Below are 24,491 nucleotides of genomic sequence, written 5' to 3'. Positions count from 1 at the left end.
CCCGGTCCCCGGCGGCCAGGGCCATGCGCACCAGGTACGGCGTCTCCTCGTTGCGCTCGTCCCGGCGCAGCCCGGGCGGCATGCCCAGCCAGCTGGCCAGCAGCTCCAGCGCGCGGGCGGCGTCACCGTCGGCCTCGGCGGCCAGCGCGCGCGCCTCGAAGACGTAGACCACCCGCCTGGTCAGGTTCTGCGGGTCCTGGTCCCGGGGCACCAGCTGGTCGACCGCGGCCATGTGCCGCCCGGCCGCGGCGCGGTCCCCGCGGTGCAGCTCGATCAGCGCGGCCAGGGCGTGCAGGTGCACCTCGTTGGATGTCAGCAGATACTCCGGGTCGATGCTCTCCAGGTACACGAGCGCTTCGTCCCAGCCGCCGCGGTGGTAGGCGATGGTGGCCGCCGCGCCGAGGATGGCGCTGGTGCGCACGGTGCCCACCCGCTCGGCCAGCACGAGCGCCGGCTCGAGTAGTTGCTCGTACTGCTGCACGTGCCCCTGCTGGAAGTGCCAGATCAGCTGGTTGTACGTCATCAGCATGCGCAGATCGGTGGACTCCGGGTCCTCGCCGAGCACGGCCATGCCCTGCCGCAGGTGCTCGAGTGACTCCTCGAACTGGGTGGCGATCGAGGCCGCGTGATGCGCGTAGGCGATCGAGAACGGGTCGCCGGAGCGCTGCGCGGCGTCCAGCGCTTCGCGGACCCGCACGGCCTCCTGCGCGCGGCGGCCCGAGACGGCCAGCATCAACGCGCCCACGGACAGCAGCCGCGAACGCCAGGACAGCGGCAGCCCTTCGTCGGCCAGGGCCTGCTCCGCGATGTCCAAGCCCTGCTGCGCCCGGCCCAGCCGCCCGGCCGAGCGCACCGCGAAGAACGCCGCCCGCGCCCCGAGCTCAATGTCCCGCGTGCGCCGGGCCACCTCCTGCGCCGCCTGCATCACCTGCTCGTCCCGGCCCAGCAGGAACAGCGCCTGCATCCTGGCCGCCGCCAGCTGCTCCCAGCGCGGGTCCTCGTGCTGCGCCGCGACCGGCAGGGCCCGGGCCAGCAGCTGCTCCGCCACACTCGGCGCCCCGTACAGCGAGGCGGCCGGCACCCGCATCAGCCAATCCAACGCCCACGGGTCCAGCTCGCCGGGCATCGCCAGCAGCTGCCGGGCCACCAGATCCGAGCCCGCCCCGCTCTCGGCCAGGCTGCGCGCAATGTGGCCGTGCAGCGCGCGGTGCAGCCCCGCCGGGGTCTGCCGCACCAGAACCTGGCGCACCACCTCGTGCCGAAACGACAGCGGCTCCCCGTCGTCGACCACCCCCGCGGCCACCGCCTCGGCCACCACATCGGCCACCTTCAGCGGGGAGATCCCGGCCACCGTCGCCAACTGCCCCGGATCGAACCGCAGACCCAGCAGCGCGGCCAGCCGCAGCGTCTTGACGGCTTCCTGCGACAGGAAGCCCAGCCGGCGGCCCACCGCCTGCGCCAGCGAGTCCGGCACCACCCCGGGCGCGCCGCTGAACTCCGCCACCGCGGACCCCGCCCCCTCCGGCGGGCGCACCGTCACCAGCCCCTGACTAAGCAGCGCCTCCACCAAGGCGTGCACATACAACGGATTGCCGCCCGCCCGTTCCAACTCGGCGCGCAGCAGCGGCCCCGGCGGCGCCCCCGCGATCTGCCCGGCCAACACGGCAGCCTGCGCCGCGTCCAACGCCCCCGGCTCCAGGATCGTGCCGCCCGCGTCGCGCACCGACTCGCGCAACCGCGCCACCGCCTGACGCTGCGCCGCCGGCCTGCTCACCCCGACCAGCAGCAGCGGAATCTGGCCCACCGTGCGCGCCAGCCGACCCCACACCCGCAGGCTCGGCTCATCCGCCCACTGCACATCCTCCACCGCCAACACCAGCGGACCATGCCCGCACAACCGGTCCACCAACTCCAACATCCGCTCCGCCGCCGCCAACAGCGGATCAGCCGCCTGCACCCCGCCGGTCTGCCCGCCCAACAGCCCCGCGATCTCCCGGCGCGCCTCGTCAGCCGCGTGCCCCGACACGCCCAGACACGCCGCCATCAACCGCAGCGGGAACGCCTCCATCAACTCATCCCCGGTGGCCCGCAACCCGCTCCCGCCCAGTTCGCCCACCCGCGCCAGCAACGCGTCCACCAGGGCTGTCTTACCGATCCCGGGCTCGCCCTCGATCCACAGCACCCCGCCACGCCCGCGCATCACACCCTCGGCCAAGTCGCGCACCGTGCCGAGCTCCGCCGCCCGGCCCACCAACTCCGGCGCCGTCCCAGACCCCTGTCGCGACAACGTCACCGTCCCACCCTCGCCGCCGCTACCACACGCACCGTGCTCCCAAGCTAGCCCAAACCGCCAACCGGCGATATCGAAAACGAATTCTCCGCGGCGAGGCGATCTCAGCAGTGCATGTTCGAGTGCTCATTCGGGCAGACCGTCTGTGTGCTCAGCCGATTCGCGAGTGCCTTTGCCTACCGTGAGGCCTGTGGAGCTAACAGACAAGCACATCGTGATCACCGGCGGGGCCGGCGGTATCGGCCGTGCCCTGGTTGAACGGTTCACCGCGGAGGGAGCGCGCGCGATCGTCGTCGCGGACGCGGACCTCGACGGGGCCCGAGCGGTCGCGCAGGAGTTCGGCGCCACGGCGCGGAGACTCGACGCAGGGTCCGAACAGGACGTCACGGGGCTGATCGACTTCGCGACCGAGACGCACGGCCCCATCGACGTCTACTTCTCCAATGCCGGCGTGGGCGGCCCGGCGGCCGGACCCGAGACGCCGGACTCCGAATGGGACCGGCTGTGGCGCATTCATGTGATGTCGCACATCTGGGCGGCGCGTGTGCTGGTGCCGCGCATGACCGAGGCGGGCGGCGGATATCTGCTGAATACCTCGTCGGCAGCAGGGCTGCTGATCCAGCCGTCCGCGATGGCGTACACCGTCACGAAGCACGCTGCGGTGGCGGTCGCCGAGTGGCTGTCCATGGCGTACCACCAGTACGGGATCCGCGTGTCGTGCGTGTGCCCGCAGGCGGTGCAGACGCGGCTGCTCGACGAGGCCATGGGCCAGACGGCGGGTGCGTCCGAAGTAGTCGCCGCAGCCGGGGTACTGCAGCCCGCCGACGTGGCTGAGGCAGTGGTGGTGGGCATGCGAGCCGAACGCCTGCTGATCCTTCCGCACAAGGACGTCGCCGACCGCATGGTCTTGCGCGCGACCGACCACGAGGGTTGGCTCGCCAGCGTCCGCACCCTCGTCGAAGGGGGAGCGGCCCAGTGATACGCGGCATCCACCACCTCGCGATCGCAACCCTCGACATCGACCGCACGGCGGCGTTCTACGTCGACCTGTTCGGCTGCGAGGTCGTCACCGACTGGGGATGGCAGGTCGGCACCGACGTCGCCGACCAGATCACCGCGCTGCACGACTCGTCCGCCCGCAGCATTATGCTGCGCAAGGGCAACGCGTACATCGAGCTGTTCGAATATGCCAGCCCCCCGCCCGGTCCAGGCGATCCCGCGCGCCGGGTCTGCGATCCGGGCCTGACGCACCTGTGCTTCGACGTGACCGACCTCGACGCCGAGTACGAGCGCCTCGTCGCGGCGGGGATGACCTTCCACTGCCCACCGCAGACCGTCGCTCCGAACGTGCGCACCACGTACGGCCGCGACCCCGACGGTAACGTCGTCGAGCTGCAAGAGGTGCTCGAGGAGACGCACCGCATCGCGGTGCCGTGGCTGCCGCAGCGCGGCGTCGCCCAGTGACCTTTTCCGCCTAGCGGTTCGCCGCTCCGGGTGATCGAATGGTGCGGTCGCGCCCGGCGCGGAGCGACCGACACGAACGGGCGCCAAGGGAGTCATCTTCGTCATGGAGAACGTGGAGAATCTGTTTATCGACGTCGCCGGGCACCGGCACGGCGCCATCGCGGCCGGGCCGGTCGACGGCCCGCTGGTTCTCCTGCTGCACGGCTGGCCGGAGTTCGCCGACAGCTGGACGCACGTGCTCGTGGGCCTAGGTGCGGCCGGATACCGTGCGGTCGCCGCCGACCAGCGCGGCTACGCCCCGGGTGCACGACCGGCGAAGGTGGCGGACTACGCGATCAACCATCTGGTCGACGACGCGCTGGCCTTCGCCGATTCCCAGGGCGGCGGCCGGTTCCACCTCGTGGCCCACGACTGGGGCGGCATGGTGGCATGGGTCCTGGCCAGCGCCCACCCCGACCGGCTGCGCACCTTATCGGTCCTAGCCACTCCGCATCCGGCTGCGCTGAAGCAGGCGGCGGCCGCGGACGAGAACCAGTACCACCGACTGGACTATGTGCGCCTTTTCCGGCAGGACGGGCACCAGGCTGAAGCAGCCCTGCTGGCAGACGGCGCCGCGCGGCTGCGTGCGGCCTACGCCGGGCGCATTCCCGACGAGCTCGTGGAGCGCAACATCGCCCGCCTGTCCGAGCCGGGCGCGCTGACGGGCACCCTGAACTGGTACCGGGGAGCGACCGACGACCAGTTCGACTTCCCGGCCGGCACCATCACCGTGCCCACGCTCTACGTCTGGGGCGACCAGGACGGCGCGCTCGGACGCGAGGCGGCGCTGGCCACCGGCGACTTCGTCACCGCCGACTACCGCTTCGAGCTCCTCGAAGGCGTAAGCCACTGGATTCCCGAGGAGGTGCCCGACCGCGTGACGCCGATGATCATCGAGCACCTCAAGACCGAGCGGCCGTGAACACGACTCGTTCGGACCGGGCGCAACCCGGTCCGGACGAGGCTGGCTCGCTCGGCGTTGTGAACCCGCCAGGCCCGACGATCCCCGAGGCCACCGGACCGATCACCGCGCAGTGAGCTAGCCGCGGCAACGCGACGCAAGGCTCGAGCGGTCGGCCGGAGTCTCCCGGCCGGCCGCTTTGAACGCCCTGCGACTCTCGACGAGACGGTGTTGCTCGAACCCGGAGCGGGGATATCCGTGCCGGTTACGGCCTGGTAAGCGGGAAGTTGATGTCGAAGTCGACCAGGGAGTCGTAGATCGCGTTGATCGGGAGCATCGAGCCGGTCATGACCTTCAGGGCGCCGGCGGGGAGGTCGGCCGGACTCGTGCCGAGGGCCAGGCTGCTGAGTCCGGCCCGAGTGATCAGGTAGGTGGCGTCGGCGGTTCCCCCCGGCGGCGCCGCCTCCTCGTAGACCAGGACGCTGTTGCGGTAGCGGACCGTGGTTTCCAGGTCGGTGCCGTCCGGGTTCAGCACGGTCAGGCCGATGGTCGGCGCGTCGACCGGGTGTTGGGGACGGGCGAGCCCGGCCCGCAGGGCGAGGTAGTCGAAGACCTGCCGGACCGTCATGGCGTTCATCATGTCCAGGGTGATCACGCCGGCCTGTCGCAGCGGCGGCCTCGGCTCGCGCAGCTCGGCCGCGGCGGACAGGTAGAAGTTGCGCCACGGCGCGCTCTCGGCCTGGTAGCCGAGCTGTTCGAGCACGTCCGCCAGCTGGTGCCGGCCGGCCTCCGCAGGCCGGTCCGGGTATCCGAAGACGATGTGGCTGAGCAACTGCGCGCACCAGCGATAGTCGTCCACGGTGACGTTCGGGTCGTTGTACAGGTTCACGGCCATTTGGAAGGTTGCCTCCGGGCCGCCGAGCGCTTCGACATAGCGGCGTCCGGCCTCCTCGGGAGGCAGCGCGTGCAGGTTGGCCGCGTTGCCGTCATACCAGCCGAGGTAGCGCTGGTAGACGGCTTTGAGGTTGTGGTTGGCGGTGCCGTAGTAGCCGTGGTTGAACCATTGCGACGACAGGCTGACCGGGACCTGGTCGTCCAGGTCCTGTGCGACCTCGAGCATCGTCCTGCCCTCGTTCGCGTCGCGCATGGCCTGGTCGTGCAGGAAGCGGTAGAGGTCGGCCTGGCTGGTCAGGAAGTCGGTGATCGCGGTCGGCTGCGAGGAGGTGTTCCAGCGCGGCCAGAAGTGGCTGGCGAAAAGGTGGTCGGTGCGCGGGCCGAAGCCGGTGACCGCGTCGTGGAGATATTCCGACCACGCCTTGGCGTCGCGGACCTGGGCGCCGCGCAGGCTGTAGATGTTGTGCAGCGTAGGGGTAGCGTTCTCGGCGATGCACAACGCGCGGCTCTGCGTGAGATAGAAGTTCATCTCCGCGGGCGCCTCGGTGTTCGGAGTCAGCTGGAACTCGAACTCGATCCCGCAGATCGTCACCGGCTGGCCGGGCGGCGTGCTCGCGGAGATCTCGAAGGTCGGCTTGATGATCCCGGTGGTGCCCCAGGAGGTGGCCTTGCCGAGCCCGGCGTCCACCTGCCCCTTCGGGCCGCGCAGGATTTCGACCCCGTACATGAAGGTCGCGCGCCGCGCCATGGCCACGCCGGCGTAGACGTTCTCGCTCACCGCGTGGTCCATGAAACCGGCCGGGGCGATCACCTGCACCTTCTTCGAGTCGACGTCCTGCTGGCTGATCACGCCCCCGACGCCGCCGTAGTGGTCGACATGACAGTGCGTGTAGATCACCGCGCCGATCGGGCGGTACGGGCGATAGCTGTAGTACAACTTCAGGGCTGCGGCCGCGCACTCCTCGCTGACCAGCGGATCGACGATGACGATCGAGCCCTTCGGGTCCGCGGGCTCCAGGAAGGTGATGTTGGACAGGTCCATGCCGCGTACCTGGTACACGGCGTTCTCGACGACCCTGTACAGGCCGGCGTTCATGTTGAGCTTGGCGTTGCGCCACAAGCTCGGGTTGACCTCGGGCGGCGCGTCGCCGGCTTCCATGAGGAAGGCGTAAGGCACCAGGCTCCACACGGGGACACGGTCGGCGTTCACCACGGTGAAGGTGATCGGCAGCCGGTAGATGCAGTTGTCCTCGTCCTCGGCGTATTGCCGCTCGGGATCGGTCGCCCACGGCGGGACGCTGACCGCCGCGTTCATCGTCGTGGTGAGGCTCGTCGCGTCCTTGGACTCCGGGCCGCGGGCATACGCCATCGGATTCACTCCCCCCAATTCTTCGCGAACCGAAACGTCCGGCCCGCCGATAGCCCGGACGATAAGAGGACTGAGAGGGGTCGGCAATCCGCGCAGCCCTGACTCTCGTCGCGCGCACTGGCGCACGCCGAGCGCGCACACGGGAGTGCGGATGCGAATGCGGGTGCCTGTTGGAAGGTTGCCTCGCTAGGTCGGCAACCGGACCTCAGTACCGTATCGGTATGAAGATCTTCATCTCCTCCGACATGGAGGGCACGGCCGGGGTGGTCGAGTGGGACCAGTGTCGGCCGGGCAACCCCGACTACGAGTACTACCGCGGCCTGCTGCAGGCCGAGGTGAACGCGGCGATCGAGGGCGCGCAGGCCGCGGGGGCGACGGCGTTCCTGGTCAACGACTCGCACGGCCGGATGGCGAATCTGCGGCCGGATGCCCTGGCCGGACAGGCGAGATATCTGTCCGGCCGACGCAAGCCGATGTACATGATGCAGGGCCTTGACGAGACCTTCGACGGGGTCTTCTTCGTGTCCTACCACGGTTCGATGGGCGCGCAAGCGGCCGTGCTCTCGCACACGTACAACCCGCTGGCGATCAGCGACGTCCGGCTCAACGGCACGCCGGTCGGGGAGTCCGGAATCAACGCCCTGGTGGCGCTCGGCTACGGCGTCCCGGTGCTGCTGGTGACCGGCGACGCGACCACCGCCGCGGAGCTCGAACCGCTCTGTCCCGGGGTGCGCACCGCGGTGGTCAAGCGGTCGGTGAACCGCTTCGCCGCGGACAGCCTGCATCCCGAGCAGGCCAGGGCGCTGATCCGGGCCGAGGCGCGCATGGCGGTCGAGGAGCTCGCCAAGACCGCCCCGCCGCAGATCACACTCCCGGCGACGCTGTCGGTGCGGATGCGCAATCCGGACCTGGCCGAGATGGCGACATGGGTCGGCGGCGTGGTCCCGGACGAGCGCGAGCCGACGATCGTGCACATCACCGACGACGACCCGATCCGTCTGTACCGTATGTTCATCACGGTGGTGATCCTCACGCGCGGCATCGCGGAGTAACAGCAGCACGCGCGTCAGGACGTTGCGAGGCCCGCGACGGCTGCCGTGCGCGAAGGCGGCGAGCCGGACCCGGCCGCCGCGGCGGTCACACCTGGTCGAGCTGGATGAGCGTGTCGATGCCGCGGGCGTCGAGGTAGGCCTGGTCGCTGCTGCGGCTGGCCTTCACGACGGCGGGCCGCACGCCCTTGTCGATCAGCTTCATATAGGGCTCGAAGAACGGCGTCCACGGCACTAGGTCGTCGGGCAGCACGAGCGCGGTGTCCCGGTGCAGCGGCTCCGGCGGGTGTTGATCGTACTCGCGGGCGAGCCGCGCGATCGTGGCTCCGATCGGCTTGAGCTGGCGGTCGTTGGTGTAGACGCCCAGGTCGTACTCGAGCGGGTTGAATCCGCTGAACGCCTGGTTCACCTCGTGTGAGCACCACCAGGTCACGCCCCAGAAGTTCTCGCAGCTGGCCATGTTCCTGATCGACTGCTCGGTCCACGAGGGGATGAGCGACGGGTCCATCCACACCTTGGAGACGCCGGTCTCCTCGATCCACACCTGGCGGTTCAGGTCGGTGTGGAAGGCCTTGATCAGCTCGATGAAGTATTCCGAGTAGTGCAGCGACGGCGTGGACATCGGGCCGTACGTGCTGAACACGTCGGCCCAGCCGGCCCAGGTGTGGTTGGCGCTGAGCGTTCCGGTGGTGCCGAGCCCGTCCCGGCTGAAGTAGTCGTCGTTGAGCCAGGGGTAATGGTCGATCCCTGCGACGTTGAGCCGTCCGGGCGCCGCCTTGTCGGCCGCGTCGAACATCGTGCTCAGCCATCCGTCGCCGACCGCCGGGGCGACGTCGATGCCGAACGGCTGGGCGAACCAGTAGATCTCGTTCGACAGGTCGAAGCCGAGCAGGTCCGGGTGGTCGCTCAGCCCGGCGCCGAGCGCGTCGAACAGCCGCTGCTGGGTGGCGATCGCGGCGGCGTCGGTGAAGAAGTTCGTCACCTGGCCGGTGCCGTTGTTGATCAGCCACGGCGGGACGAAGAGGAACCCGCTGACGGCGCCGTCGAGCACGGTCACCTCGACCTGAAGCCGGTGCGCGCCGGCGAGGTCGAGCATGTGCCGGATCCGGTCGACCATCTCGCCGTTGACGTGGGTCGCGTTCGGCTGCAACTCCGGCCAGAGCCCCATGATGCGGATGTGGTCCATGCCCAGCGCCTCGATGTCGGCGAGGTCGGCGTCGATCGAGGAGGTGTCCCAGTCCGACCACGAATACCACCAGCTGCGGCTGGGCGTGTAGTTCAGGCCGAGGCGTACGCGCCGGTCGCGGTGGTGGGACGGCAGTGGCGCAGCGGTGCTCGCGCTCGTCGTGGTGCTCGCGCTCGCGCTGCCGGGAACGGCGGCGGTGACGACGGCGGCCCCCGCGGCGCTGCCGAGGAACTTGCGCCGGTCGATCCCGTGCCGTCGCGTCATGGTTCTCGCCTCCTGTGGCCCGAGGCCGTTGACACCCCGAGGTTGTTGACATCCCGAGGTTGCTGACACCGCGTGCTGACAACGTTGTCGGCGCACGGTTCACTCCTACCCGGCCGTGCCGGGGCGGTCAAGAGGGTTCCGTGCTGTTCATCGGGACCGGCGTGCTCGCGCTCGCGGCGATCGTGTCGCAGTTCATGGCGCGCGAGACGACGGATCTCGACCTGGCCCAGGCGGCCCACCTCGCGCATGCGCCACAGGGAAGCAAGGCCTGGATATCCGCAAATCTTCGTGGTCTGATGTGGCAATGGTGTGACAGGATCGCCGGCATACCGCCTCTTCGAGTGACAATAGGTTCACATGTCAAGGCTCTCAACTGTGCTGGCCACGGCATGTGAGCCGTGATGATGAACGTTGCTTCAAGCCACTATTGAGAGTCGTAGGACATTCTGGGTCCCGGGTACCCTTGAGTCCAAGAGTTCTTACAGCGGAACACGACTCGCACGGAGGCCAGAGTGACGGATCACGTGCATGAGTACCTCATCGTCGGAGCCGGGCCGGCCGGGCTCCAACTCGCCCACCTGCTCGCCGCGCGGTCGCGCGACTACCTCGTTCTCGAAGCGGGCGCCGCGCCTGGCGCCTTCTTCAGCGTATTTCCCCGCCACCGCACGCTGATCTCGATCAACAAGCCACACACCGGGACCGACGACGCCGAGCTGAACCTCCGCATGGACTGGAACTCGCTGCTCTCCCCGGACCCGGAGCTGCTGTTCACCCGCTACACGCCGCGCTACTTCCCGGCCGCGGACGACATGACGCGGTACCTGGCCGACTTCGCCCGGGCCCTCGACCTGAACATCCGGTATGACACGCGGATCGCGCTCGTCGACCGGGACGGCGCCGGCTTCGTCGCGACCGACGCGACCGGCGAGGTCTTCCGCGCTCGGCGGCTGGTGATGGCGACAGGGGTGTCGAAGCCCTACGTGCCCGCGATTCCGGGGATCGAGCATGCCGAACAGTACGCGACGATGCCGACGGACCCGTCCGACTACACGGATCAACGTGTCCTGATCCTCGGCAAGGGGAACTCCGCGCTGGAGACGGCCGACAACCTCATCGAGACGGCGGCCGTGATCCACGTGGCCGGGCCGCACTCGCTCCGCCTGGCCTGGCAGAGCCACTACGTCGGCCATCTGCGGGCGGTGAACAACAACTTCCTCGACACCTACCAGCTCAAGTCGCAGAACGCCGTGCTCGACGGCAATGTGCTGAGCATCGACCCGGTCGCCGCGGCCGAAGGCGGCGGCTACCGGGTCCGGTTCTCCTTCGTCCGGGCCGACGAGGTCGTCAAGGAGCTGCGTTACGACCGGATCCTGTGCTGCACCGGGTTCCGTTTCGACGCCTCGGTCTTCGCCGAGGGCGCGCGGCCCCGCCTGGCGATCAACGACCGGTTCCCGGAGCAGACGTCGGCGCACGAGTCGGCGAACGTGCCGGGGCTCTACTTCGCCGGCACCCTGATGCAGCAGCGCGACTTCAAGAAGGCCACCACGGGCTTCATCCACGGCTTCCGCTACACCGTGCGCGCCTTGCACCGCATCCTCGAGCAGCGCTACCACGCCGAGCCCTGGCCGTACCGGGAGATATCCGGCAGTGCGGCGGAACTGACCGCGGCCGTACTCGACCGGGTGAACCGCAGCTCGGCGCTGTGGCAGCAGTTCGCGGTGATGGCGGACGTGCTGACCTGGGCCGGCGACGGCACCTGGAGGTACGTCGAGGAGGTGCCGGTCGCGTACGCGCGCGAAGGCGGGCTGGCGGGCGGCGCCGACCTCGTCGCCGTGACGCTCGAGTACGGACCGGACCACGACAAGGTCGATCCCTTCGACGTCACCGTGCGGCGATCCGGCCAGGACAAGCCTGCCGAGGCATACGACGCGGCGTATCTGCACCCTGTCGTCCGGCTCTACCGCGACGGCGAGCCGGTGGCTCAGCACCACGTCGCGGAGAACCTGGAGAACGAGTGGAACAAGCCTGAAGCACACCGTGATCCGCTGATCGCCTTCTTCGAAAAGGTCCTGACCGACTCGGGTTACGCGGCGTCGGACATCGTGTCCGGCGCCGTGGTGTGATGAGCGGCCCGGACGCGGTCCGGCCGGGGCAGTCGCCCACCGGGCCCGAGGCGCTGCTCACCCTGCGCGACTTCGAGGCGGAGGCGCGCGCCCGACTCGACCCGGTCTACTACGACTACGTGGCCGGCGGAGCGCGCGACGAGGTCACCGTGCGGGCGAACGAGGCAGCCTTCCAGCGCATCAGCCTCCTGCCACGCGTGCTGCGCGGCCGGGAGAAGCGCGAGGCCGACGTGACCCTGTTCGGGCAGCACGCCTCGATGCCGATCCTGATCTCGCCGACCGCGTTCCACCGGCTCGCCCACCCCGCCGGGGAACTGGCCACCGCCCGCGCCGCGGCCCGCGCCGACACGGTGATGATCGTGAGCATGGCGAGCACCACCGACGTGCGCGACATCGCCGCGGCGGCGCGCGACGCCGTGCCCGGACGCGATCCGGCGCTGTGGTTCCAGCTCTACATCCAACCGGACCTCGAGGACACCGCGGCGCTCATCCGGCGCGCCGCGACCGCGGGTTGCCGCGCGCTCGTGGTGACGGTGGACTCGCCGGTGCTCGGTGTGCACGAGCGCAACAAGCGCAACGGCTTCACCGACCTCCCGGCGGGCATGTACTGCGAGAATCTGCGCAACCTGCGCGGCGACGAACCCGGCAGCGTCCGGCAGATCGCCATGTCACCGGCGCTGTCTTGGGAGCACGTCGACTGGCTGCGCGCCCACACGCAGCTGCCGATCCTGCTCAAGGGAGTCCTGCATCCCGAGGACGCGCACATCGCGCTCGACCACGGCGTGGACGGCCTGATGCTGTCCAACCACGGCGGCCGGCAGCTCGACACCGCTCCCGCGACGATCGACCTGCTGCCGGAGATGGCCGACGCGGTCGGCGGCGCGGTGCCCCTCGTGCTGGACGGGGGAGTGCGCCGGGGCACCGACGTGGTCAAGGCGCTCGCCCTCGGCGCGGCCGCGGTGGGCGTCGGGCGCCCGATCTTCTGGGGCCTGGCCGCGCACGGCGAGCAGGGCGTGACCCGCGTGCTGGAGATCCTGCGCGACGAATTCGACCACGCACTCGCCCTTTGCGGCGCGGGAACGCCGGCGGACCTGACGCCGGACCTGGTGTGGTCGGGCTCCGCCGTGGCGCAGCGCTTCGCGCCGGGCCGGGCCGGAACATGACCGGCGCGGCATGGTGGGCGGCGGTCGCGTGCGTAGCCGCGGTGCTGGTGATCATGAGCATGCCGCGGTGGCTGCCCGGCGTGGTGGTCAAGTTGAGGGTGCGGATATTCGCACTCGTCAACGGTGACGAAGGCATCCAGGTGCCCGGCGGCCGCTACGGGCCTGAAGAGTTCAAGCTGCTCTACGCGGACCCGGCGGCGAACGGACGCAGCCGGGGAGCCGCGCTGTCGGATCTGTTCTGGTACTGGCTCGCGCCCGGACCCGAGGTGCACCAGGAACATCTCGAACCCGGCCCGCGCTACGACGAGGCGGCTCGGGCGACGCGGCGGATGCTCACCCGGCTGCGCAAGGACGAGTGGGAGGCGCTGGTCGCCCGCTGCGCCGGTGACGTTCTGGACCGCGTGGCGCCGTCCGGCGGTGCGCGGGTCCGTCGCCGCGGCCGGACCCGCGCCGTCCGGCTGCGCGACCTGATGATGCCGATCTGGGCGGCGGTCTACTACGAGCTCGTATTCGGCGAGCCCTGCCCGCCCGAGGTGCGCGGGATGATCGCCGCCAACGCCGACGACGTCGTCAGCGCGCTGAAATGCACGCGGCTGCGGCACATGGCGCGTCGAGATCGGCTCACCCGCTACCTGCTGGACCGCATCCACGCGGGCACGGTACCGAAAGGCCTGCCGGACCTGTTCAGCGCGCAAGAGCAGGCGTATTACCTTCAGGGCACGTACTTCAACACCGCCGTCGTGCAGATGTCCGAGGCGATGGCGCATCTGCTGATGGTGCTCGCGGCGCGTCCGGACGTGCAGACCCGGCTGCGCGAGGCGCCGCACGACACCGACTACCTCGACCGGGTCATCGACGAGACGCTGCGGGTGTATCCGCTGTTCGGCGTCGCGCACCGGATCACCTCGAGCGACATCGCCGTCGGCTCGGCCGTGATCCCCGGCGGCTCGGTCCTGCTGTTCAACTATCCCGCCTTCCAGCACTCCGGCTCGCCGGACGCCGCCGACTTCGATCCCGGGCGGTGGCTGCGCGACGACGCCGGACAGATCCGGCACATCCCGTTCGGGGTGAGCGCGAACCGGCCGTGCCCCGCCCGCGGCATCGCACCGCTGACCATGCGCGTGGTCGCCACGGAGGCGGTGCGGCGCTTCGCGCTGACCACCTCGGCCGGCCACACCCGCTCGCTGCCGAACCGCGGGCCGTGCCTGCTCACCGCGCTCCCGGGCGCGCAACAGGTCGGCGCCGAAGCTTCGCAGACCACCTATACACAGACACCTGATTCACAAGCGGCAGATCTTCGGGCCGCTGCCTTCGCGCCCGGCTCGAGTCGCCGCCTCGCCCTGCACTTGATCGCGCTGCGTGTGCGCGATCGGTGGGAGGACGTCTGGCGCAGCATCGTGCAACTCGTCCTCGGCACGTACATGGTCTGGGACGCCCGCCGCCAACGGCTTTGTCAGAACTACTTCGCAGCTGAGGAGACCGTTCAGTGACCGCAGTCGCCCTCGCCCCGCGTTTCTTCGTCGCGGTCGCCGCGATCCTGCTGTTCTGCCGCCTGGTGTCGTGGGCGGTGAGCCGGGTCGGCCAGCCGCCCGTGGTCGGCGAGATGATCGCCGGCGTCCTGCTCGGCCCGTCGCTGCTCGGCATCGTCAGCCCGCGGCTGGAGGCCGAACTGTTCCCCCCAGCGCTCAAGCCGGTGCTCTACGTCGCGGGACAGATCGGCCTGGTCGCCTTCATGTTCCAGGCCGGACACGAGTTCAAGGCCCATCTGCCCCGGGGCGTCGCGCGCATCGCGGCGCCCGTGTCGGCCGCGGGGATCGCCGGTCCGCTCGTCCTCGGCGTCGGCCTGGCCTACGCCGCGAAGGGCCGCGTGCACATCTTCGTGTCCGGGGTCTCCCTCGGCGTGACCGCGGCGTTCGTCGGCGTCGCGCTCGCGATCACCGCGTTCCCGATGCTCGCCCGGATCATCACCGAACGCGGCCTGTCCGGCACCCGGTACGGCTCGCTGGCGCTGGCCAGCGGCGCGCTCGACGACGTGGTCGCCTGGTGCCTGCTCGCCGGGGTGCTCAGCGCCGCCTCCGGACACGCCAAGCCGATCCTCGTCGCGGTCGGCGGCGCCGTGCTGTTCGGGCTGATCGTGTGGTTCGCGGTACGGCGAGTGCTGGCCGCGACCATGAGCCGTCCCTCGCTCACGGAGGAGTCGCGGCTGCTCATCGTCGCCGTCGTACTGTTCGCGGCGGCCTGGTTCACCGACGAGATCGGGCTCTACGCGGTGTTCGGGGCCTTCTGCGTCGGTATGGTGATGCCGGCCGGTCCGGCCGCCGAACGCACGGTCACCACGATGAGCGTCAACACGCGCATCATCTTCCTGCCGATGTTCTTCACCTACTCCGGACTGAACACCCGCTTCAGCCTGCTCAGCGACCCCGCGCTCCTCGTGTTCTCGCTGGCGGCGATCGCCGCCGCGGTGGTGGGCAAGTTCGGCTGCTGCTACATCGCCGCACGCCTGAGCGGCGAGCCGCAGGAGACCGCCGTGCGTCTCGGCACCCTGATGAACGCCCGCGGCCTCATGCAGCTGATCGCCTTGAACGTGGGCCTGGCCGCCGGCATCGTCAACGGAGCGCTGTTCACCGCGCTGGTCCTGGTCGCCATCATCACGACCCTGATGACCGCGCCGGTGCTTTCGTGGATCGACCGGCGCGCGCCCGCCCCCGAACCCGTCCCGGTGGCCGTCGCGACCGTGGGCTGACACTCCCGAGCCGCTCGTGCGAAACGCCCGGCTGGAAAATCCAGCCGGGCGTTTCGGTCACTCTGTGATCAGAGCCGGATGGTCACTCGCTCTGACCGGTTGAGGCGGTGTCAGTTTGAAGCGGTGTCAGTTGTCAGTGTCCGAGGACGGGATGAAGGCGCCCGGCACCTGGTCGGGAGCGTAGATCTTGCTGTCACCCGGGTAGGGCTTCATCCAGTTGTACGTCTCGTACCACGTCAGGCGGTTCATCTGCTCGGGGTTGGCGTAGTCCGGCACGGCGCTCGGACCCATCGTGTGCTGCTGGGCCAGCCAGGTCTTCCACTGGGCCGCCACCTGCTGCTCGGCCGCGGGGACCGCGGTGGGAGCCGCCACCTTCGCGGCGGTCTGGCCGCTGGGGACGTCCGGGCCGCAGGGCGGCTGCTGCGACAGGCCGCCGGTCAGCGAGGTCTGGTTCGGCACCGCGTTGAACGGGGCGTAGTCGGGCGTGTTCGTGAACGCCGTCGCCATCGGCGAGGCCGCCGCGTCGAGCTGGTTCATCGGGTGGATCCCGAGGATCTGCTCGATGGTGCGGACCATCGTGATCTGCGAGTAGTAGTGGTTGTCGACGGTCCCGTGCTGGGCGTACGGGCTGATGACCTGGACCGGGGCGCGGTGCCCGTCGACGTGGTCGAGGCCGGCCTGGGAGTCGTCCTCGACGATGAAGATCGCCGAGTCCTTCCAGTACTGGCTGTGCGAGATGGTGTCCACGATCTGGCCGACCGCGAGGTCGTTGTCGGCGACCTCGGCGGCCGGGCTGGGCGGACCGCCGGTGTGGTCGCTGGACAGCCAGAACATGTTCAGATTGGCCGGACCGTTCTTCTCGAAGTCCTGCTGCCAGATCTGCGTCCGGTAGATGTCCGGGATGTTGAGGTCGAACCTCGGGTATCCGGGCAGCGACACGCTGTTCAGCGACGGGATCGGCGAGCCGCCCTGGATCGTGTAGGCGCTCGGGTCCCCGGTCGCGGCCATGTTCTTGGCGTCGCAGTACAGGTTCTGCCACGTCGCGCCGGCCGGCGGGGCGTCGTACGACTGGAACTCGCCGAAGTCCTGCACCGTCTTGCCGGCCGCCTCGGCGCCGGTCCAGATGAAGCCGGAGGCCTGGTGGCCGAGGGCGTCGTCCTCGGTGTCATAGCTGCGCAGGTACTCGCCGGCCGAGGACTCGGTGTACTCCGGGTCGTCGGCCTGCATCAGCCAGTTGTGACCCTCGGCGGAGTTCGTGCCGACGTCGTAGAAGTTGTCGTAGAGCCCGAACTGCTGCTCCATGGCGTGCTGGTTCGGCGTGACGGCCTCGCCGAACTGGGTCAGCGCCGGGTCGCCGTTGCCGCGCGGGTCGTCGCCGAAGACCTGGTCGTAGGTCCGGTTCTCCTTGACGATCAGGAAGACGTGCTTGATCGTCGACGGGTCGCCGATCCGCTCCGGAATCGGCACCGGCTTCTTGTCGCTGCTGGCCGCGGCGTACTTGACGGAGTCCTTCGTCCAGCCGTTGTACTGGAAGACCTTGTCCGTGTAGCTGCGGATGTCGTGGTCGCTCGGCAGCGTGAACTTCTGCAGACTGGAGGTGGTGTCGTGGGTGTTGTGCCCGACCGGGTAGGGCGGGGGCTGGCGCAGGGCGTCGATGCCGCGGGTGTTCGCGACCAGCACCTGGTTGCCGGAGCTGGTGATCTCGGCCGGGAAGTAGTCCGTCGGCAGCAGGCCGACGTAGCTGACCGCGTCCGTCGCCGAGGTGTAGTGGTACACGGCCACCGCGTTGGCCCGGCCGAGGGTCACCAGCAGGTGGCCGTCGCCGGTCAGGGTGATCGCGTCCGGCTCGTAGCCGATCGAGGCCTCCGGCCACGGCTGCGTCGTGATCGTCTGGACGACCTCGTTCTTGGTCGTGTCGATGATCGAGACGGTGTCGCTGTTCGTGTTGGCCACGAACACCGTCTTGCCCGCGGCGTAGAGGGCGGAGGGGTGCAGGCCGACGTTGATGCTGTCGACGTCCGCCGCAGGGTTCGTCGTGTCGATGACGCTGACGGTGCCGGTGGTGGTAGCGCCGGTGGCCGCGCTGGCAGGCACCTGGGTGCCGTACGAGTTCAGCGTCGAGTCGCCGGCGACGGCGGTGCGGCCGCCCTCGTTGCCGACGTAGAGCTTCTCGCCGACCAGGACCATGTCACGCGGGGCGTTGCCGGTGTTCCAGCTCTGCGATATCGCGCCGGTCGCCGCGTTGATGGCCACCACGCGGTTCTGGCCGTTGACGGCGGCGTACACGGTGGAGCCGTCGGCCGAGAAGACCGGGCGGCCCGACAGCGCGTGCTCGGCGCCTTCGGCCGGGATCGCCACGTCGACCGGGTTGGCCAGCGTGCCGTCGGGGTTCACGGCGAACTTGGTGTAACCGTTGGTCCGGCCCACCCACAGCGACTTGCCGTCGGGGGAGTAGGTCGGGGCCGCCTGGCCGACGTCGTTGCCGCTCATCTGCAGGTTCGCCACCGTGGAGTGGCCGATGGTCTGCACGACCTGCCAGCTCTTCAGGTCGACCACGACCATCGCGACCGGGCCGTCGGCGACTGTCGCGACCAGGTGGGTGCCGTCCGCGCTGACCGTCGAGGCCATGAGCTTGCCCTGGTTGAGCACCAGGGTGGAGCCGATCGGGTTGATGTACTGGTCGCTCGGCAGGACCTGGCCCTTGTCCGTGATCTGGGCGACCTGCTGCGTGCCGAACTGCGTCGTCGACGCGGAGCCGAAGGTGGTGCCCGTGAATACGAGCACGACTGAGGCGACGCCCACCTTGGTGAGGCGTCGCCGGCCACCGTGGCCGCCGGAAGGACCGAGGTCTTTCCTGGCGGGCCGTCTGCGGCGGGTTACCTGCATCGAGTCATTCCTTTAGTGAGAAGGGAGCAGGTCGACGTTGCCGTCGAACTGCCACAGCGGGTTCGGTTCGTCCCCCTGCGGGGTCTGAACCACGAAGTAGCCGTTCACTTCCTTGGGTCCGTCGCCGTCGGCGATGTACCGCCCGTTCGCGTTCACGTCGAGCTGGTAGATCGCCTGTCCGGTGATCGTGACGCCGGGGATGTGCCAGGTGACTGTGCAGCGCCAGTCGTTGCCGGGACCTTCGTTCGCGACGAGGCCGTCGCCCTTGATGCATGCCGCTGTGGTCTGGAGCTGCGCCTCGGTGACCGGGGGACGGTGCAACTGGTCCTCTTGCAGCCGGTACAGGTGCGCGAACGCCGTGGCGAGCGACTGCTGCACCTTGTCCTGGTCGATTCCGGAGCCTGCGGCCCCGGTCGAGGCGGCGATGATGCCGATCGTCGCGGCGAGCAGCGCGGCCATCGGCAGGACACCGACGGCCACGGCCCGGCGGCCGGCGCCGTCGTTGGTGAGGTTGGTGAAGTCGCGCCGCAGGAAGAGCAGGTAGGCGAGCGCGGTCGCGAGGATCGCCCAGGCCAGGCTGACCGCGATGCTGATCAGCAGCGGGGCGAGTTGTTGCGGATCGGTGAACAGGCCGTTCCACGCGATGAACGCCCAGCCCGGCAGCGCGAAGCGCACGGCCACGGGCAGCGGCAGAATCTGGGCCAGCTGCATCCCGAGAGCGACGATCACCGGCAGCAGCAGGCCCATCGGCGAGCGGCCCAGCGCGACGGACCCGAGCAGCCCGAGGGCGACCAGGGCGAGCGTCGGGGCGAGCACGCAGGCCCAGGCGAGAAAAACCTTCCCTGCGGCGTCACCGGGGGACAGGATGTGGTCGTCCAGGCCGATCAGGGGTTTGTTGCCGACCGCGAGGAGTCCGCCGACCACGGCCGAGGCGACCAGCCCCGCCACGAGCAGCACCACGACGGTGACGCTCGCCAGCGCCTTAGCCGCGAAGATCCGCCGGGCCGAGCGGACCGCCACCAGCAGGTGCCGCCACGTGCCGAGGCGGTCCTCGGCGGCGAACACGTCGCCCGCGACCAGCGAGGTCAGCAGCGGAAGCGCCCAGGTGCCGGCGAAGCCGAGCGTCACCAGCGCTCCGGCCCAGCCGGTGGTGTGCATCCAGCGGCCGAAGAGCGTGTCGGAGGGCAGCGTGGCCTGCTGCTGGATCCCGAAGACCAGCACCCCGGGGCCGAGCCAGCAGGCGATTATCAGCAGCCGTACGCGCCATTGAGCGAACAGCTTGACCAGCTCGAAGCGGTAGACGCGGGACACCGGAACCGGGCGGCCGGCCGTGGACTGAGTCGGCGCGACGGGCGCCTCGACAAGGGTCGCGGTCATCGGCCGGCCTCTTCCTGCGCTGTGGATTCGTGCTCGGTGAGGACGAGGAACGCGGCCTCGAGCGGCGAGACTACCGGAGCGAGTTCGCGCACTGCGATGCCCGCGCGCACGAGCCGCGCCACCAGTTCGTCCATCGCGGGCACCAGCGCGCGCACGACGAGCACCTCGGTGTCGTTGCGGGCCACGGCGAGGGAGTCCTCGACGACACGCACCCCGGGCGTTTCGAGGGCCTGCGCGCGGGCGGCCAGCAGATCCGAGGTGCGCAGCCGGTAATCGAGTTCGCGGTTCTCGGCGGTCAGCTTGTTCACCGGGCCGGAGAAGACCACGCGTCCGGCCGCGAGGATGGTCACCTCCGAGCACAGCGCTTCGAGGTCGTCCATCCGGTGGCTGGAGAGCACGACCGTGGCACCGTCGGCGGCCAGCCGGTTGAGGACGCCGTGCACATGCTTCTTGCCGGCCGGGTCGAGGCCGTTGGCCGGCTCGTCGAGCACCAGCAGGCGCGGCTTGGTGAGCAGGGCCGCGGCGAGGCCGAGCCGCTGGCGCATGCCGAGGGAGAAGCCGCGGACCTTGTCGTCGGCGACGTCGATGAGCCCCACCTCGTCGAGCACGTCATCGATCCCTGCCCTGTGCGCGTCGCGGGCCCGCAGCGCGGCGAGCGCGGCCAGGTTCTGCCGGGCGGTCAGCGAGGGATAGAGGCCGGGTCCGTCCACGAAACCCGCGACGCCGTCGGGCGCCGCCAGCGCCCGCCCGACCGGCGTGCCGAGGATCTCGAGGCGGCCCTCGTCGGCGACGGCCAGTCCCAGCATCAGGCCGAGCAGCGTCGTCTTCCCGGCGCCGTTCGGACCTACCAACCCGTGGATCTGCCCCTGCGCCACGTTCAGGTCGACGTGATCGAGCGCGATGACATCGCCGAAACACTTGGTGATCCCGCGCCCCCGCACTGCGGCGGTTGTCTCCATGAGTCCCTCTCTCAGCCGACTTTAAGGAACCTAGGCACGCCGCATGACGTACGCACCTGAGCCGGTTGAATGCTCATGGAACGTAAGAGGAAACGATGTTCACCGAATCGACGCCCAGCGGTCTCCGAAGTAGTACTCGAAGATGGGCTGAGCGTTGATTACCCGTTCGGCAGCGGTGGGAGCGCTGTCTCGTCGAGCCACGTCGTGAACAGGTTGCCGAGCCGGTCGACGCCGTAGCGGTTGGCGTGCTCGACGAACTGGTGCGTGGTGACGACGCCGTGGCGGTGCTCGGCGGCCCAGTCCTTGAGCATCGTGAAGAACGGCCCGTCGCCGAGCGCGCACCGCAGCGCGTGGAGGACCAAGCCGCCGCGCCGGTACAGCCGGTCGTCGAACATCTCGCGCATGCCCGGATCCGCCAGCCGCAGCGTCTGCGGCAGAGTACGGAGATACGCGTGGGATTCGGCCGCCAGGTCCGCGGCGGTCTTGACGCCGTCGCCGCAGCGTTCGGCCCACAGCCACTCGGCGTATTTAGCGAAGCCCTCGTTGAGCCAGATGTGCCGCCAGTCGGCCACGGTCAGGCTGTTGCCGAACCACTGGTGCGCCAGTTCGTGCGCGATCAGCCGCTCGCTGCCGCGCCTGCCGTCCACGTGATTGGTGCCGAAGGTCGACAACCCCTGGGCCTCGACCGGGACGTCGAGTTCTTCATCGACCACGACGACCCGGTACTCGGCGAAGGGGTAGGGGCCGAACAGCTCCTCGAACAGCTCCATCATCCGCGGCTGGCGCGCGAAGTCGTGCGCGACCCGCGCGCGCAGCCGGGCCGGGAACGCGACGGTCTGCGGCACCGGGACGTCGCCGATCTGAGTCCGGGTGTAGCGGCCGATCTGCACGGTGACCAGGTAGCTGGCGGTTGGCGCAGGCTGCTCGTACACCCACCTCGTCGTGCCCGCTCCGACGTCGTAGGTGACGAGAGCGCCGTTGGCGACCACCGTGTAGACCGACGGCACCGTCACGGCGACGCGGTATGAAGCCTTGTCCGCGGGACGGTCGTTGCACGGGTACCAGGACGGCGCGCCGATCGGCTGGGAGGCCACCAGCGCTCCGTCGGTCAGCTCCTCCCAACCCAGCGCGCCCCACTCGCTGGCGACCGGCCGGGGCGCGCCGGTGTAGCGGACGACCACGGTGAAGCGGAATCCGGGCAGCGGCGGCACGGCGGGGCGCACCCGCAGCTTGCCCGCGCGATGCGTGTACTTGGCGGGTGCGCCGTCCACAGAGACCCGCTCGATCCGGAACGCCGCGAAATCGAGGGCGAATTCGCGCAGCGGCCGGTCCGCGTCGGTGGCGACCGCGATCAGGCGGGCGGTCGCGGTCAGCCGATTGCCGACGGGCCGGTAGCCGAGGTCGAGCTCGTAGCTCAGCACCCGGTAACGCGGATCGCCGTGGTCGGGGAAATACGGGTCGGGTGCGTGGAGGTCCGCGGCGGCCCGCGGCCCGAGGCCGTCCCGATCGGCCGGGGTCTGGTTCGCCGGCATGCGGATCAGTCGGTCCCCGGCCAGGCCTCGAGGGGATTGCCCAGCCACCGGGTGTTCGCCGGAACCGACTCGCCCCGCATCACCAGCGACGCGGGACCGACCGTGACGCCCGCGCCGAGGGTGGCGCCGGGCAACGCGATGCCGTGCGGGCCGAGGGTGGCGCCGGCCTCAAGCCGGACCTCGTCCAACCGCATGATCCGGTCGTGGAACAGGTGCGTTTGGACCACGCACCCGCGGTTGACGCTCGCCCCGTCGCCGAGGCTCACCAGGTCGGCCTCCGGCAGCCAGTGGCTCTCGCACCACGCGCCGCGTCCGATGCGCGCGCCGAGGCCGCGCAGCCACACGTTCATCAACGGGGAGCCCGCGACGAGTCCGGCCTGCCAGGGCACTGCGAGCGTCTCGACAAAGGTGTCCGCCAGCTCGTTGCGCCAGATGAAGGCGCTCCACAGCGCGTGCTCTCCGGTCCGGAACCGGCCGACGAGCAGCCATTTGGCGGCGACGGCGATCGCGCACGCCACCGCTGCGCCCACGGGCAGCGCGAGGGCGCCGAGCAGTCCCGCCGCCCACCAGCCCCACGCCTGCGCCGCGGCGGCGAAGACGGCCAGCACGAGAACCGCGAGGGCGGCAGAACCCAGCACCGGCACGACCCGGCAGATCTCCACCGCAGCCCGCGCGATCCGCAACCGGCGCGGCGGATCGAAGGTACGGCTCACGTCGCCCGCTTCCACGGCGCGGGGCAGCTTCATCGGCGGCATGCCGAGGTAGGAGTCACCCGCCTTGGCCTTCTTCGGCGTGGTGGAAAGCACACCGATCAGCCCGTCGCGCGGCACCTTGCGCCCGGCGGCGGTCATCCCCGAGTTGCCCAGGAACGCGCGCGCGCCGATGCGGGCCTCGTCGATGCGCAGCCAGCCGCCGCCGAGCTCATAGGAGGCGACCATGGTGTCATCGGCGAGGAACGCACCGTCACCCACGGTGGTCATGCTCGGCAGCGCGAGCACGGTGGACGCCTCGACGCCGCGCCCGACCCTCATGCCGAGCGCTCGCAGCCACACCGGTGTCAGGGCACTGGCGTACAGCGGGAAGAGCACGGTGCGCGCGCCGTCCATCAGGCGCTCGGTGGTCCAGGCCTGCCAGGCGATCCGGCCGTAGAGCGGATGCCGTCCGGTCCGCAACCCGAGGCTCAGCGCCCGTACGCCGACGAGGACCAGCAGAGCATAGGTCAGCAGACCCATGAGGGCGGCGGCCGGCGAGATCGCGAGCGCCGAACCGAGCGCGGCCGGCAGCGTCCGCGCACCGCGCACCGCGACACCGATCAACAGGACACCGGGGAGCGCGGCTAGAAGCGGCAGCAGGCTCAGCACGAACGCCGTGGCCGTGTATGCGAGCGCCCATTGCGGCTTGTGCGCGGGACGCTCGCCCGGGTAGCGCGTCGCCCGCCCGGTCTTCTGCGCGGGTACTCCGGCCCAGCGCTGGCCGGTCGGCACCGCTCCGGACGTCGCGGCGTCGGACACCACGGAGCCGGGCGCTATTTCAGCGCGCTTGCCGACCCGGGCGCCGGGCATCAGGACGCTGCGGTTGCCGACGACCGCTCCGGCGCCGATCCGGATCGCGCCGAGACGCAGCTGGTCGCCGTCGAGCCAGTGTCCGGTCAGGTCCACCTCGGTGCCGATCGCGCACCCGCGGCCGAGCTTGAGCATCCCGGTGACCGGCGGCAGCGAATGCAGGTCGACGTCCCGGCCGATCTGGACTCCCAGCGCCCGGGCGTACCAGGTCAGCCAGATCCCCGACAGCCTGGTCGCGCCGCTGGATTCGGCGAGGCGTTCTGCGGTCCAGAGCTTGAGATGTACCGTTCCGCCGCGCGGGTACGTGCCGGGGGCGATGCCGCGCAGCAGTGCCCGTGCTCCTCCCGCGGCGATGGCCAGGCGTCCAGCGGGACTGACCAGGAGCAGCCAGCCGATCAGCACCCACCACCAAGAGGCGACCGGCACCCACGGGTGCGGACCGAACCAGCTGAGGATGTCGCCGAAGGCGGCGAGCGCGACACACCAGCGCAGCCCGATCAGCGTGAAGAGCGGCGCAATGGCGGCGGTCTGCACGAGACCGGCACGGTGCGGGGTGGGTTCGACGACGCGGGGCCCCTCCGGCGCGGACGCGGTGGCGGCGCGGTCCAGCAGGGCCGCCTGGGCGCCGAGCATCGAGTGCTGATACAGGTCGGCGACGGAGATCTCCGGATGACGGGATCTGATTCG

The 24,491-nt window shown here is 70.2% G+C and carries 17 protein-coding genes; 9 read left to right on the top strand and 8 right to left on the bottom strand.

Annotated elements, in window-relative coordinates; genetic code table 11:
• On the bottom strand, nucleotides 1-2,293 hold a 2,293-nt coding region (locus VGZ32_RS25000), incomplete at its 3' end, for an ATP-binding protein (RefSeq protein ID WP_326888639.1).
• Nucleotides 2,294-2,480: 187 nt separating this feature from the next.
• Between VGZ32_RS25000 and VGZ32_RS24995 the strand changes: the two genes are divergently transcribed.
• From VGZ32_RS24995 to VGZ32_RS24985, 3 genes are all read left to right on the top strand, one after another.
• Nucleotides 2,481-3,269: an SDR family oxidoreductase gene (locus tag VGZ32_RS24995; protein ID WP_326888638.1), complete on the top strand. Its 789-nt coding sequence runs from the start codon at nucleotides 2,481-2,483 to the stop codon at nucleotides 3,267-3,269.
• Nucleotides 3,266-3,754, top strand: coding sequence for a VOC family protein (locus tag VGZ32_RS24990; RefSeq protein WP_326888637.1), 489 nt, complete (start codon nucleotides 3,266-3,268; stop codon nucleotides 3,752-3,754). Before VGZ32_RS24995 ends, VGZ32_RS24990 begins: the two co-directional genes overlap by 4 nt.
• A 103-nt stretch (nucleotides 3,755-3,857) precedes the next feature.
• Entirely contained in the window at nucleotides 3,858-4,715 is an 858-nt protein-coding gene (locus tag VGZ32_RS24985; protein WP_326888636.1) for an alpha/beta hydrolase, read from the top strand.
• 244 nt (nucleotides 4,716-4,959) lie between these two features.
• Here VGZ32_RS24985 and VGZ32_RS24980 read toward each other — a convergent pair whose 3' ends face one another.
• The gene (locus VGZ32_RS24980) at nucleotides 4,960-6,957 is read right to left on the bottom strand and encodes an alkyl/aryl-sulfatase (protein ID WP_326888635.1); all 1,998 of its coding nucleotides are present in this window, start codon (nucleotides 6,955-6,957) and stop codon (nucleotides 4,960-4,962) included.
• Nucleotides 6,958-7,178: 221 nt separating this feature from the next.
• Here VGZ32_RS24980 and VGZ32_RS24975 point away from each other — a divergent pair, with 221 nt between their 5' ends.
• Nucleotides 7,179-8,009: a M55 family metallopeptidase gene (locus VGZ32_RS24975; protein ID WP_326888634.1), complete on the top strand. Its 831-nt coding sequence runs from the start codon at nucleotides 7,179-7,181 to the stop codon at nucleotides 8,007-8,009.
• A gap of 85 nt (nucleotides 8,010-8,094) precedes the next feature.
• On the opposite strand, the gene VGZ32_RS24970 is transcribed toward VGZ32_RS24975, so the two are convergent.
• Nucleotides 8,095-9,456 carry a hypothetical protein gene (locus tag VGZ32_RS24970; RefSeq protein WP_326888633.1) on the bottom strand — a complete coding sequence of 454 codons (1,362 nt, stop codon included), beginning with the start codon at nucleotides 9,454-9,456 and terminating at the stop codon, nucleotides 8,095-8,097.
• Between the two features lie 140 nt (nucleotides 9,457-9,596).
• Here VGZ32_RS24970 and VGZ32_RS24965 point away from each other — a divergent pair, with 140 nt between their 5' ends.
• The 5 genes from VGZ32_RS24965 (at nucleotide 9,597) to VGZ32_RS24945 (ending at nucleotide 15,488) form a co-directional block, all read left to right on the top strand.
• Nucleotides 9,597-9,851 (top strand): hypothetical protein, encoded by a 255-nt coding sequence (locus tag VGZ32_RS24965; protein WP_326888632.1) that lies wholly within the window; start codon nucleotides 9,597-9,599, stop codon nucleotides 9,849-9,851.
• A 117-nt stretch (nucleotides 9,852-9,968) separates the two neighbouring features.
• The gene (locus tag VGZ32_RS24960; RefSeq protein WP_326888631.1) at nucleotides 9,969-11,579 is read left to right on the top strand and encodes an NAD(P)-binding domain-containing protein; all 1,611 of its coding nucleotides are present in this window, start codon (nucleotides 9,969-9,971) and stop codon (nucleotides 11,577-11,579) included.
• A complete protein-coding gene (locus VGZ32_RS24955) occupies nucleotides 11,579-12,742 on the top strand; it encodes an alpha-hydroxy acid oxidase (protein WP_326888630.1) in 1,164 nt (387 codons plus the stop codon). Before VGZ32_RS24960 ends, VGZ32_RS24955 begins: the two co-directional genes overlap by 1 nt.
• Nucleotides 12,739-14,232, top strand: a complete 1,494-nt coding sequence (locus VGZ32_RS24950; protein ID WP_326888629.1) for a cytochrome P450 — start codon at nucleotides 12,739-12,741, stop codon at nucleotides 14,230-14,232. The genes VGZ32_RS24955 and VGZ32_RS24950 overlap by 4 nt, the downstream gene beginning before the upstream one ends.
• A complete protein-coding gene (locus VGZ32_RS24945) occupies nucleotides 14,229-15,488 on the top strand; it encodes a cation:proton antiporter (protein WP_326888628.1) in 1,260 nt (419 codons plus the stop codon). Before VGZ32_RS24950 ends, VGZ32_RS24945 begins: the two co-directional genes overlap by 4 nt.
• A gap of 126 nt (nucleotides 15,489-15,614) precedes the next feature.
• On the opposite strand, the gene VGZ32_RS24940 is transcribed toward VGZ32_RS24945, so the two are convergent.
• The 5 genes from VGZ32_RS24940 to VGZ32_RS24920 form a co-directional block, all read right to left on the bottom strand.
• Complete coding sequence (locus tag VGZ32_RS24940) at nucleotides 15,615-18,374, bottom strand: bifunctional YncE family protein/alkaline phosphatase family protein (protein ID WP_349263741.1); 2,760 nt, start codon at nucleotides 18,372-18,374, stop codon at nucleotides 15,615-15,617.
• A gap of 12 nt (nucleotides 18,375-18,386) precedes the next feature.
• On the bottom strand, nucleotides 18,387-19,751 hold the full coding sequence (locus tag VGZ32_RS24935; RefSeq protein ID WP_326888626.1) for an ABC transporter permease: 1,365 nt from the start codon (nucleotides 19,749-19,751) through the stop codon (nucleotides 18,387-18,389).
• Nucleotides 19,748-20,710: an ABC transporter ATP-binding protein gene (locus VGZ32_RS24930; RefSeq protein WP_326888625.1), complete on the bottom strand. Its 963-nt coding sequence runs from the start codon at nucleotides 20,708-20,710 to the stop codon at nucleotides 19,748-19,750. The genes VGZ32_RS24935 and VGZ32_RS24930 overlap by 4 nt, the downstream gene beginning before the upstream one ends.
• A 158-nt stretch (nucleotides 20,711-20,868) precedes the next feature.
• Complete coding sequence (locus VGZ32_RS24925; protein ID WP_326888624.1) at nucleotides 20,869-22,242, bottom strand: M1 family metallopeptidase; 1,374 nt, start codon at nucleotides 22,240-22,242, stop codon at nucleotides 20,869-20,871.
• Nucleotides 22,243-22,247: 5 nt separating this feature from the next.
• A partial coding sequence (locus tag VGZ32_RS24920) for a Pls/PosA family non-ribosomal peptide synthetase (protein WP_326888623.1) occupies nucleotides 22,248-24,491 on the bottom strand: 2,244 nt, incomplete at its 5' end.

The sequence above is a fragment of the Actinocrinis sp. genome, assembly GCF_035938995.1.
GTDB lineage: Bacteria > Actinomycetota > Actinomycetes > Streptomycetales > Catenulisporaceae > DASZGI01.
This window is presented reverse-complemented; position numbering and strand designations above follow the sequence as displayed.